The organism is Roseimarinus sediminis, from assembly GCF_050433125.1.
In the GTDB taxonomy this organism is placed as follows: Bacteria; Bacteroidota; Bacteroidia; order Bacteroidales; family Prolixibacteraceae; genus Roseimarinus; species Roseimarinus sediminis.
The window spans coordinates 23,790-35,156 of the sequence record NZ_JBNPXV010000008.1; the positions used below are offsets into that span (position 1 = coordinate 23,790).

General features: G+C 46.2%; 8 protein-coding genes. 4 read left to right on the forward strand and 4 right to left on the reverse strand.

The window, feature by feature from the left end; translation table 11 throughout:
- Positions 1 to 426: 426 nt before the first annotated feature.
- The 3 genes from FHS86_RS11620 to lepA form a co-directional block, all read right to left on the reverse strand.
- A complete protein-coding gene (locus FHS86_RS11620; RefSeq protein ID WP_429413523.1) occupies positions 427 to 3,198 on the reverse strand; it encodes a phosphoenolpyruvate carboxylase in 2,772 nt (923 codons plus the stop codon).
- Positions 3,199 to 3,414: 216 nt separating this feature from the next.
- Complete coding sequence (locus FHS86_RS11625; RefSeq protein WP_429413526.1) at positions 3,415 to 3,885, reverse strand: hypothetical protein; 471 nt, start codon at positions 3,883 to 3,885, stop codon at positions 3,415 to 3,417.
- Positions 3,886 to 4,271: 386 nt separating this feature from the next.
- Positions 4,272 to 6,059, reverse strand: a complete 1,788-nt coding sequence (lepA, locus tag FHS86_RS11630; protein ID WP_429413529.1) for a translation elongation factor 4 — start codon at positions 6,057 to 6,059, stop codon at positions 4,272 to 4,274.
- Positions 6,060 to 6,530: 471 nt separating this feature from the next.
- Between lepA and FHS86_RS11635 the strand changes: the two genes are divergently transcribed.
- Positions 6,531 to 7,241: a YebC/PmpR family DNA-binding transcriptional regulator gene (locus FHS86_RS11635; protein WP_429413532.1), complete on the forward strand. Its 711-nt coding sequence runs from the start codon at positions 6,531 to 6,533 to the stop codon at positions 7,239 to 7,241.
- A 154-nt stretch (positions 7,242 to 7,395) separates the two neighbouring features.
- Positions 7,396 to 8,211 carry a ZIP family metal transporter gene (locus tag FHS86_RS11640; RefSeq protein ID WP_429413535.1) on the forward strand — a complete coding sequence of 272 codons (816 nt, stop codon included), beginning with the start codon at positions 7,396 to 7,398 and terminating at the stop codon, positions 8,209 to 8,211.
- A 36-nt stretch (positions 8,212 to 8,247) separates the two neighbouring features.
- Here the strand turns inward: FHS86_RS11640 and FHS86_RS11645 are convergent, their stop codons facing one another.
- Entirely contained in the window at positions 8,248 to 9,420 is a 1,173-nt protein-coding gene (locus FHS86_RS11645) for an ATP-grasp domain-containing protein (RefSeq protein ID WP_429413538.1), read from the reverse strand.
- Between the two features lie 186 nt (positions 9,421 to 9,606).
- Here FHS86_RS11645 and FHS86_RS11650 point away from each other — a divergent pair, with 186 nt between their 5' ends.
- Together FHS86_RS11650 and FHS86_RS11655 are read left to right on the forward strand one after the other, a co-directional pair.
- Positions 9,607 to 10,317, forward strand: a complete 711-nt coding sequence (locus FHS86_RS11650; RefSeq protein WP_429413541.1) for a lipid-A-disaccharide synthase N-terminal domain-containing protein — start codon at positions 9,607 to 9,609, stop codon at positions 10,315 to 10,317.
- A gap of 11 nt (positions 10,318 to 10,328) precedes the next feature.
- Positions 10,329 to 11,312, forward strand: coding sequence for a GDP-mannose 4,6-dehydratase (locus tag FHS86_RS11655; protein ID WP_429413544.1), 984 nt, complete (start codon positions 10,329 to 10,331; stop codon positions 11,310 to 11,312).
- Positions 11,313 to 11,367: the final 55 nt, after the last annotated feature.

An 11,367-nucleotide genomic window follows, 5' to 3' on the forward strand; every position in this document is an offset into this window, starting at 1 on the left:
ATATTTGAATTTTATTCAAAATAAATTATTATAAGAAAACTGGTCAATCAAGCCGATGAAATCAACTTGTATCTGTCTTTATATTTCAGTCCGGACAGAAACATTGTAATACATCCAGATAATTCTATGTGTAAAAAACACAGAACAAGATATAATAATTATGAAAAGCAAGCACTATAGGACTGCAGTTTTTGTGAATAAATTCATTGTTGTCCGGTAAAAATATCTACAATTGGGCTAAAGCCCGCGTCATTAGGGATTCTCAATAGCCCCGGGCTTAAGCCCGGGGTTATTGATCGGATCTTCGAATCGGGGCTTTAGCCCAACCTGGCAATCAGGGTTTTAGTCAAATATCCCAATATGTTTTTATGATTTAGAACTTTTACCGGACACTACTGTAAAGAAATTGATAAAAGGTTAAAAACCCTAGCCCGTGGTACCCATGGCATTGGCAATGGCATTCACACTTTGAAGCAGGGAAGGAAGCAGGCGCTCCGCCTTTTTTACATCGCCGTCGGTTTGTGCCCGGCGCCAGGCACGCAAAAGGGAAATCTGAGCCTTGTGCAGCGGCAGCAGGGCATCGGCCCTGAGCATGGTACTGTAGTAATGGTTTTTACGCCGTTCGGCCACCGGTTTTTCCAAAAGCTCCAACATCATCTTTCTCGAAAGCGCCAGTTCTTCGAGTATCCTGCCTGAAATTTCAGTACGTACCCCGTCGTCATCAACAAGGGTGCTGTATAGCTCGATGAGTGCTTCGTCGGTGGCCGCCAGACCGGTATCGACATTGGTAAACACATAACGGGTAAAACGATGTTCGCGTACCAGCTTCTTCAGGCTGGCATACAGTCCGGGTTCGCTCTTTTTCATCTCGCTGAGGGTTGTTCCCACACCGTACCATCCCGAGATGAGCATCCTCGACTGCGTCCAGCTAAATACCCAGGGAATGGCCCTTAAATCGGCCAGACTGCGCTTGCCTGTTCTGCGTGCCGGCCTTGATCCTATTTTGCTCGCTTCGATGGCATCGATGGGCGTGGCCTGTTCATAGAATTTAATGAAGGAAGGATGACTGGTCAGTTCATTGTACACCTGCTGACTCTTGCCGGCCATGTACTCAAACACTTCGGTATGCGGCTCTTCTCCCTGCTGAAGAATGCGTTTGTTCAGCAGACTGCGGTGCAGCGTTCCGGCAATCAGCAATTCAAGGTTGTGCGATGCATTCACCTTGTTGGCATATTTTCGCTCGATGGTTTCGCCCTGTTCGGTCACCCTGATCAAGCCGGCCAGCGAATGGTCGGGCAAGGCTTTCAGGAACCAGTGGGTTGGACCGGCCCCGCGACTGATCGTTCCTCCCTTACCATGAAAGAAACGAATATTCACACCATGTTTACGGCCCACTTCGGCCAAACGCTGCTGTGCCCGGTAGAGGTGCCAGGCGCTGGCAATAATTCCTCCATCCTTGTTGCTGTCGCTGTAGCCGATCATCACTTCCTGAACAGGCTCGCTGAGCTGTTTCGCTTCCTGCATGTAAGCCAGACTGCGCTGAGTCAGCGGATGACTCAGAAAATGGTCCAGCACTTCGGGACTCTGCTCCAGGTCTTCGATGGTTTCAAAGAGAGGAACTACCGGCAAGGGGCACAGGGGCCCTTCTTTTGAAAAGAGCGACAAGCCGGCTTCCCGCACCAGCAGGTAAACAGTAAACAAATCGAACTCATTGCGCGTCATACTTACAATGAGCGAGCCCAGCGCCTTTTCACTGTAGTCGTTCATAAAGGCAGCCAGCGTCTGAAAGGTCTTTACCGCTTCCTGCGCCTTTTCAGACGAAAGAAAATCGATGCGGTTGATAAAAGGGCGATTGCTTTCAAGTTCCTTCAAAATGAAATCCTCGTAAGCGTTTCGCCCGGCGGTAATACTTTTATAGCGACCAGGCAGACTGGCTTTTATCAGCGAATGCAGCGCTTCTTCGTAGTATTTGCTGTTTTGCCTTACATCGAGGTGCGCCAGGTGAAAACCAAATACTTTTACGTGCCGTATTACCCGCCTTACATCGTACCTGCTCACCGCATCGAGATGGAAGTGCAACAAGGCATCGTCGAGCAAATACAAATCGGTCAACAGTTCTTCGGAATGTTTGTAAGATACCTGCCGGTCGAGCAGTTCAATTTCTCCGCTTGTGTGTTCAACAATGGGCAGTTTTGCCTTCAGCAACTCGACATACAGCCTGAAAGGCTCCCTTTGCGTACTGATTCCGGCAGGCAGATCTTCTTTCTTTAACTGCCGGAGCCGCTTCACAAACGGTCGTTCGAGTTCATCCTCGCTGCAATACACACTGAGTTTATCGGCCAGACCGGTAAGCAATGATTGCAGTAGTTGAAAGGAATGCAGCCTCAGCTTTCGGAGCGTAAAGGCCGTAATTTCGGGACTTACCAATGGATGGCCATCCCGGTCGCCTCCCACCCAGTTTCCGAAACTCATTCCCGGCAGGCTCTCGGGCCTGCTGATGCTTTCATCGCTGAAACCTGCATGCATCCAGGCTTGTTTCAGTTTATAATCGAGATAAGGTACTACCTGGGGGAAAACATTGCTGAAGTAATAAAGTACATTTTCAAGTTCTGATTCTACTGCGGGCTTTTCGTAGTAGATTTCATCGATAAACCACAACTTGTGCATCACCTGCTTAATGGAATGCCTGATCTCCTCCTGTTCGAATGAAGTGTACATTTTGTTTTCGCGCTTAACCAGCAGGAGGTACAGTTCGCGATAAAGCTTTAATACAACGGGGCGTTTTGCCTGGGTAGGATGCGCAGTTAAAACTGGTTCAACCGTAATTTTTGCTAATTCAGCAGCAATGCTTTGCTCGTCGAAACCCTTGCTTTTCAAATCCTTTAAAACATCGCTCCACAATCCGGTAATGCTTTCCTGTCCCTGTTGTTCTTCCTTTTTTCTTCGCCCCTGAACAGCACCATTTACTTCCGACAGGTTAAGCAATTGAAAGCAGACAGAATACAAATGCAACAATTTATCGTGCCCCGGAAAATTAAAGTCAGTGGTCGAACTTGTTATCCAGGGAATACTGGCTGCCAATTCGGTTTCGTTGTTTTCGATGAGCACTTCTTCAAAACAATGAAGTAAAAATTCAAGATCTTCGTAGGGCTTCCCAAGTAATTGTTTGATCCCCGAAAGGCTATGCTGCTTAGTCATAAATAAACTTTCAAATGTTATACCGTCAAAACACAGACTGTGGCTGTAGTTGAAATAGTTAACAGAAAGTATTGCTGAAATGTTTTTCTTCGCCCGGGATATGTGCTTCACAGCGGATTGCACTTGTTTAAGAAAAACAGCCTGTACATTCATTAACAACAGCCTGGTTCTTAGTTATCGACGGAATCATTCACTGCAAAGCAAATGCAAGCGGCACTACTTCTTGTAAAGTAGATAAAAATTGGTAATAAATTCCCAGTTGTACATTTTGGAGTTTTTTTCAAGCAGGCGCAGTGCGCTGGCCGACAAATCGGGAATTTCGGGATAATACTTTACAAGCATGGCCTTGGCCTGTGCATGAACACGGTCGATGAATTCGGGATCCTGATCTTCTTCAGCTTTCTTTACAATCAGGCGGGTCATCACCTTCACTTCTTCTGCCAATTGCTTAGGCGAATAGCTTTCATCCTTTGACTGTATCGCCTCGATGGCACTTAACATTTCACGTGCATACAACAGAAGATCTTTTTCGAGCGCTTCCTTACCAATCATTTCGGGATAATACAGGCCAACAACGCTTCGCACCTGGTCGACAAACTCATCACAAAAGCTGCTGAAAAATTTATTGGTTTTAAAAACCCCGTTGAAAATACGGTCCCAATCCTTGTGCTTGTCATAATTTTCCATAAAGCGGCTTTTGAAATACAACAAATAAAGCATTTAAAAGATCATTGAAAGTGAGCGCGTCGAAAGGTAAAAGCAGAAAACATTGGCTCTTTTCATCGGATAATTGAAGAAACCGTTGAACAAAATATAATTTTCTTGCAGCAATATCTATTTTTTGGTTGCTGGTTTGCTCGTTGTTGCGGATAGTGGACTGCTAACTTGCTTCGCCACGGCTTACTCAGGAACTTAGGAACTCAGGAACTCAAAAAACCACAATAGAAACAATAGGAAACGGAAAATAGATGGAAGATGGTAATGGATAGTTGATAATTAATTGAAAACCCGTCGCACTGACCCTTTGTTTCATGCTCCCTGCTCCTTTGCGCCTTTGCCCTCTGCTCTCTGCCCTAATCCAGCTTCAGCACCGCTAAAAATGCTTTTTGAGGTACTTCAACATTACCTACTTGTTTCATCCGTTTTTTACCTGCCTTTTGTTTTTCGAGCAACTTGCGTTTACGGGTAATGTCGCCACCATAACATTTGGCTGTAACATCTTTTCGTACGGCTTTTACGGTTTCGCGGGCAATAATTTTAGCTCCGACAGCGGCCTGAATGGCCACATCGAACTGTTGGCGGGGAATCAGTTCCTTTAGTTTTTCGCACATGCGACGCCCAAACGACTGGGCATTATCGAAGTGAATCAGCGACGAAAGTGCATCGACCGGCTCGCCGTTTAGCAAAATGTCGAGCTTTACCAGCTTGGCTGCACGATGGTCAACCACATGATAATCGAACGAGGCATATCCTTTCGAAATGCTTTTCAACTTGTCGTAGAAATCGAAAACGATTTCGGCCAGCGGCATGTCGAAAGTGAGTTCAACCCGGTCGGTACTCAGGTAATCCTGCCTGATAAGAATGCCCCTTTTGCCAAGACAAAGCGTCATGATGGGTCCTGTATATTCCGACTGCGAAATGATCTGTGCCCTGATATAAGGCTCTTCGATCACATCAACCGCCAGACTGTCGGGCATGCCCGAAGGATTGTAAATGGTGTAATCTTCGCCTTTTTTTGTATGTACAATGTACTCAACGTTGGGTACGGTAGTAATGACATTCATGTCGAACTCCCTGTCGAGCCTTTCCTGAATGATTTCCATGTGCAGGAGTCCGAGGAACCCGCAGCGAAAGCCAAAGCCCAGTGCCGCTGACGATTCGGGCTGATAGGTGAGTGAGGCATCGTTGAGCTGCAATTTTTCCATGGCAGCACGCAGGTCTTCGTAATCATCGCTGTCGATGGGATATACCCCGGCAAACACCATGGGCTTCACTTCCTGGAAACCTTCGATGCGCTTTTTGCATCCGTCCTTTAAATGAGTAATCGTATCTCCCACTTTTACTTCGCGGGCTGTTTTGATACCGGAGATAATGTAACCCACGTCGCCGGTCTTCAATTCCTTTCGTTCTTCCATTCCCAGGCGAAGCACCCCTACCTCGTCGGCATTGTACTCGCGGTTGGTGGCAAAGAACTTTACTTTGTCACCCTTTTTGATGGAGCCGTTAACAATTTTAATATTGGCAATAACCCCTCTGAATGAATTAAATACCGAATCGAAAACCAGGGCCTGCAAAGGTGCATCGGGGTCACCTACCGGTGCAGGAACATCCCTGATGATCCGCTCAAGAATTGCTTCAACGCCCTCGCCTGTTTTCCCGCTGGCGCGAATAATGTCTTCCCGCTTGCAACCAATCAGTTCTATGATTTGATCTTCCACCACCTCGGGCATGGCATTGGGCAAATCCATTTTATTCAATATGGGGATGATCTCGAGATCGTGCTCGATGGCCAGATACAGGTTCGAAATGGTTTGAGCCTGAATGCCCTGGGTTGAATCGATGATGAGCAGGGCCCCTTCGCAGGCTGCAATCGAGCGGGATACTTCGTACGAAAAGTCGACATGCCCCGGAGTATCAATCAGGTTCAGAACATACTTTTCATCATTAAAAAGATAATCCATCTGGATGGCATGACTTTTAATGGTAATCCCACGTTCCTTTTCAAGTTCCATGTCATCGAGTACCTGCTCCTTCATGTCGCGTTCGCTTACCGTGCCGGTAAACTGTAATAACCTGTCGGCCAGGGTGCTCTTTCCGTGATCGATGTGTGCAATGATGCAAAAGTTGCGTATGTTCTTCATTTACTTCCTTATTTAGTTTACCTTTCTGCTTTTCATGGCAAAAAGATCAACGGCATGCTAAGTGTCTCTCGTCTGTTCAATACAAGGCTAAACACCTGATATTCGGTCTTGTTAATCTGCCGCTTTCATTTCGGCAAAGATAAGCGAATTTTTGAATCGCGAAAGCCGTAGAGCAAGGCTGTCCTACGATTTTAAACAAACATATAAGGTGCTTGTTTACGAGGCATCAAAAAGAAAGCTGGTGTTTTATTTTTAGCAGCTAAGCTGCTCATTCACCGGAAAAAGCCCTTTGATCAATAAAATCCCTGTCTGCCTGATGTTTTTTTGAAACATCGCTATGTTATTTGCTTTTACAGTTATATTTTTGGTGCCGAAAACAAGATCGAATTAACACATTAAACTTTTCCGCCGGGCGGTAACTGTACCTGCTATTTAATGCAGCAACAGTCAAGTTTAAATAACAACAACTATATGGGAAGAGCATTTGAATATCGCAGAGCAGCAAAAGAGAAGAGATGGGACAAAATGTCGAGAATATTTCCAAAACTGGGTAAAGCCATCACCGTGGCAGCCAAAGCCGGAGGTGAGGACCCCGATTTGAACCCTGCGCTTCGCACCGCCATCCAGAATGCCAAAGCTCAAAATATGCCCAAGGCCAACATCGATGCCGCCATTAAAAGAGCAGCAGGCAAAGATGCCGAAAACTTTATTGAAGAGCTGTATGAAGGAAAGGGCCCTTTTGGAACCATGTTCATGGTGGAATGCATGACCGACAACCACACCCGCACGGTGGCCAACATGAAATGGATGTTCAACAAGTGGGGCACCGGTTTGGTTCCATCGGGATCAATGGAATTCATGTTCTCACGAAAGGCAGTGGTTGAATTTCCTAAACCTGAGGGAAAAGACATCGAAGAACTCGAAATGGAACTCATCGACGGCGGGCTCGAAGAGCTGGTCGAAAACGATGGTGTGCTTTATGCTTATGCCGATTTTACCGATTTTGGATCAATCACCAAAGCAGTTGAAGACCTTGGAATTGAAATCACCAAGGCCAACCTTCAGCGCATCCCCAACGACACCGTTGAGCTCACCGAAGAACAAATGGAAGAAGTAGATAAACTCCTCGACAAAATTGAAGAGGACGACGATGTGCAGCAGGTATTTACGAATATTGCCTAGCGGGTAAAAAATTATTTGACAGAAATAAGCAGAAGGTGGCCGGCAGGTCACCTTTTTTATTTCACATCGGACGGAACCCGATGCCATGATTCCACCGGAATTCATTATTTTAGTTCCGTTAAATCAGCGTGTATTCAATTCATAAACCAAAAAAATGGAACTTTCATCACTGCTCGAAATCAACCCTGTAATACTGGCACTGTTTGCCACCCTGTTTACCTGGGGACTCACAGCCCTTGGGGCATCGATGGTGTTCTTCTTTAAAAAAATCAACCAGAAGGTACTCAACTCCATGCTTGGTTTTGCTGCCGGAGTAATGATTGCTGCCAGTTTTTGGTCGCTGCTTAAACCAGCCATTGAAATGGCCGAAAGCAATGGTGATATTTCGTGGATTCCTGCAGTCGTCGGTTTTTTGATGGGAGGTGCCTTTCTATATCTGGCCGACAGGATTCTTCCCCACCTCCACCTTGGTCTTTCGGTCGATAAGGCCGAAGGAATCAAAACATCGTGGCAACGCAGTGTTTTGCTGGTTTTGGCCATCACGCTGCACAACATTCCCGAAGGACTGGCCGTAGGAGTAGCCTTTGGAGCCCTGGCACACAATCCCGATGCGGGCATGCTAGCCGGAGCGGTTGCCCTTGCTCTGGGTATTGGACTGCAAAATTTTCCCGAAGGTGCAGCAGTTTCCATTCCCTTGCGCCGTGAAGGGCTGTCGCGTCGTAAAGCTTTTGCCTATGGACAACTTTCAGGAATTGTAGAACCCATTGCCGGAGTAGCCGGTGCCTTTTTGGTGCTCACCATCACCCCCATTCTACCGTATGCGCTATCGTTTGCCGCCGGGGCCATGATTTTTGTGGTGGTTGAAGAACTCATCCCCGAATCGCAAACCGGCCACGAAACCGACCTTTCAACCATTGGTGCAATGATTGGCTTTGCCACCATGATGACGCTCGATGTGGCACTGGGATAGCAACATTGCTGCGCTATAGAATAAGAATACCACTTTTTATTGCCTTATTACAAACTCCCGTAAATCGGATTTCAGCAGATAATCAATCTCGGCATAGTTGTCGGCTTCCGACTCGGCAAAAACAAAACCAAACAAGGGGAAACGGGCAGGATCAAGCGGACGGACCTCAAGCGGCTTACTTAAACGGGCGGTCAGTTTTTGATAGTCGAAAGCCTTGATTTCATTTGTCTTCATCCCGGTTGAGTTATTCAACACCAATAAACTATACAGCTTGTCGTGCCGGTTCTTGAAAACCTCCTCCCAATCGGGACGCTGTTCATTAAAGAAGTATTCATACGAGTTGAAACCATAGGAAAACCAGGTACAATCGGCTGTTGTACAAAAACCGCCAAAGCGCAGGGGATTCACCTCAATGGGTTGAATGTGTCCTTCATCATCCACTCGTACTTCGACATGCAGCGGAAAATTTTTCAGGCCGGCTTTTTCACCCACTTTCTGAAGCCACTGCGTAAAGCTGTCAAGCCGGCTTCGAACGATCTGCTCCGAGCTAAGATAAACCCGGTCGCTTACATCATCGCCCGACGAGAAGGGATGGTGATAAATATTCAAAATGACCGCCTCACCCTGGCTGTCATAATAGGCATCGAAAGCATATTCGTCGCCCTGAATCAATTCTTCGGCAATGAAAGTAGCATGATCAAACACTTCGACCGGAAAGATGGCTTTGACCGCTTCCAATTCTTCCCGGATTGCTTTCACCACAGTCGGCCATTCGTCATGATGATGCACCAAATACACCCCCATGCTGAAAAAACCAACAGCAGGTTTGATGATGAATGAAGGAGGAAACGAAGCGATATCGGCAGTCTCCAGATCGTCGTACCCTATTTCACTGAAAAAATAAGCAGGATGCCATTGTTTCATAAATTCTCTGAAACGAAGCTTGTTTTTAAACAGATTGATCTGCCGTGGCAAATCGGAAAAGCTTAGATTCCCGGCAATCCAGCCAAGCGAATTTTCAGAATTGGTGAACAGCTTTTGCCCGCTGTTTTCTTTGAACCGACGCACTACCTCAGTCTGATCGAGCGAAACCACATCCCTTCCCTCAAAAAGCGATACGGTATTTTCCGTTTTTATTACTTCAAAACGATTTCTTACAATGGTTTCCTTTAGAAAATCAGAAACGTAGGGCAATTCGGCAATGATCATAGCTAGCGTCTTTTTGATTTGTTTAAACCTGCTCCAAAGATAATTTTTCACCCGCTAAACGAAATGCTGAAATGAAAAAAGTGCTGGCCATCGATCTCCTTTTTGGCTGAATTCTCTTTACCCTTTCAGGATGGTTTTTCATCAATTTTGATACTTTTGCTCATTCTTATGTATATAAAGTAGCAAATGGAGCTTTCAATAAAAACCCTCTTTATTTTCGCCCTTGGCTTTTTCTCACAGGTTTTGTTTTTTGCCCGTACCATTGTGCAGTGGATCAAATCAGAAAAAGCAGGGAAAATACTTTCGCCGGTACTTTTCTGGCAAATTAGCCTGATCGCTTCCATCATTATGCTCATTTATGGCATTTTGCGTAAAGACTTTGCCATTATTCTTGGCCAGCTGATCACCTTCTTCATTTACATTCGCAACCTGCAATTGCAGCACGCCTGGAAAAAAATTCCTTTCTACTTTAGATTTTTTTCGCTGGCCATGCCGTTCGTTTGTCTTGGATGGACTGCTTTTTCGGGCAACTACAGCATGCAGCATTTTTTTAAAAACGAGGAAATTGCCCCCTGGCTGTTTGTTTTTGGCATTGCAGCCCAAATTATTTTTACCTTTCGCTTTGTTTACCAATGGCTGGTTTCCGAACGCAAAAAACTTTCGGCACTTCCGCCGGGCTTCTGGTACATCAGCCTTACCGGCTCTTTGCTCATTTTCACTTATGCCCTGTTCAGGCGCGACCCGGTTTTGCTGCTTGGGCACATGGGGGGCATGATCATGTACCTGCGCAACCTGATGTTGCATTATACCGGCAAAGGACTGTTCGATTTGCTTCCGTTTGACCTTGGGGTGGTGAAAAAATTTACTGTTAAAAAGAAGTCCAAGCGAAATAAATAAACGCCTTAAAAATGAAACAAAAGAAAATACTACTCACCGGATGCGCAGGCTTTATCGGCTCCCATTTAAGCGAAAAACTGTTGGGCATGAATTATCAGCTGACAGGAATCGATAACTTTGATCCCTTTTATCCTGCTTCAATCAAACTGGCCAATATGGCATCCTTTAAGGATCATCCCAACTTTCGTTTCATTGAAGCCGACCTGGCCGATGCTGAAAAACTTAAACAACTTTTTCCCGAAGGAATCGACCTGGTCGTTCATTTGGCAGGGAAAGCAGGGGTGCGCCCCTCCATTGAGGATCCGGCCGGCTATATCAGGGCCAACATTACAGCCACGCAAAATGTGCTGGAAATGATGAAGCTCCATGGGGTTTCCAGAATGGCTTTTGCTTCTTCATCGTCGGTTTACGGCAACACCAAAACAACGCCGTTTAGTGAAGCGATGGATGTTTCGAATCCCATCTCGCCTTATGCCGCCACGAAGAAAGCCTGCGAACTGATCAATTACACCGCACACTACCTTCATCATTTCAGCATTGTCAACATGCGTTTCTTCACCGTTTTTGGTCCCCGCCAGCGCCCCGATCTGGCCATTCACAAATTTACCCGACTGATTCGCTCGGGAGCACCGGTCACCATGTTTGGCGATGGCTCAACGGCCCGCGACTACACCTACATCGACGACACCATTCAGGGCATACTGGGTGCCATCGACTACCTTTTTGCCAATGAAGATGTATATGAAACCGTAAACCTGGGCAATAATCAACCGGTTTTATTGCGCGATATGATTGCCTCGATATACAAGGCCACCGGCGAGCGGCCAAACATTGAACACCTGCCCATGCAGCCGGGCGATGTTGAAATCACCTATGCCGATATCACCCGGGCCAAACAGCTTTTCGACTATGAACCCCAGCACGATTTTGATGAAGGGATCAAAGCTTTTGTAAGCTGGTACGATGCCGGTAATGAAAAACCAACGAACCTTTAGTAGCTGTTACTTAAACCGAAAAGCAGCTATAGAAAGCAAAATAGGGAGCATCGCT

Coding starts and splice junctions, on each gene's coding strand:
- FHS86_RS11620 (WP_429413523.1), bottom strand. CDS start 3,198: ATGACTAAGCAGCATAGCCTTTCGGGGATCAAACAATTACTTGGGAAG.
- FHS86_RS11625 (WP_429413526.1), bottom strand. CDS start 3,885: ATGGAAAATTATGACAAGCACAAGGATTGGGACCGTATTTTCAACGGG.
- lepA (WP_429413529.1), bottom strand. CDS start 6,059: ATGAAGAACATACGCAACTTTTGCATCATTGCACACATCGATCACGGA.
- FHS86_RS11635 (WP_429413532.1), top strand. CDS start 6,531: ATGGGAAGAGCATTTGAATATCGCAGAGCAGCAAAAGAGAAGAGATGG.
- FHS86_RS11640 (WP_429413535.1), top strand. CDS start 7,396: ATGGAACTTTCATCACTGCTCGAAATCAACCCTGTAATACTGGCACTG.
- FHS86_RS11645 (WP_429413538.1), bottom strand. CDS start 9,420: ATGATCATTGCCGAATTGCCCTACGTTTCTGATTTTCTAAAGGAAACC.
- FHS86_RS11650 (WP_429413541.1), top strand. CDS start 9,607: ATGGAGCTTTCAATAAAAACCCTCTTTATTTTCGCCCTTGGCTTTTTC.
- FHS86_RS11655 (WP_429413544.1), top strand. CDS start 10,329: ATGAAACAAAAGAAAATACTACTCACCGGATGCGCAGGCTTTATCGGC.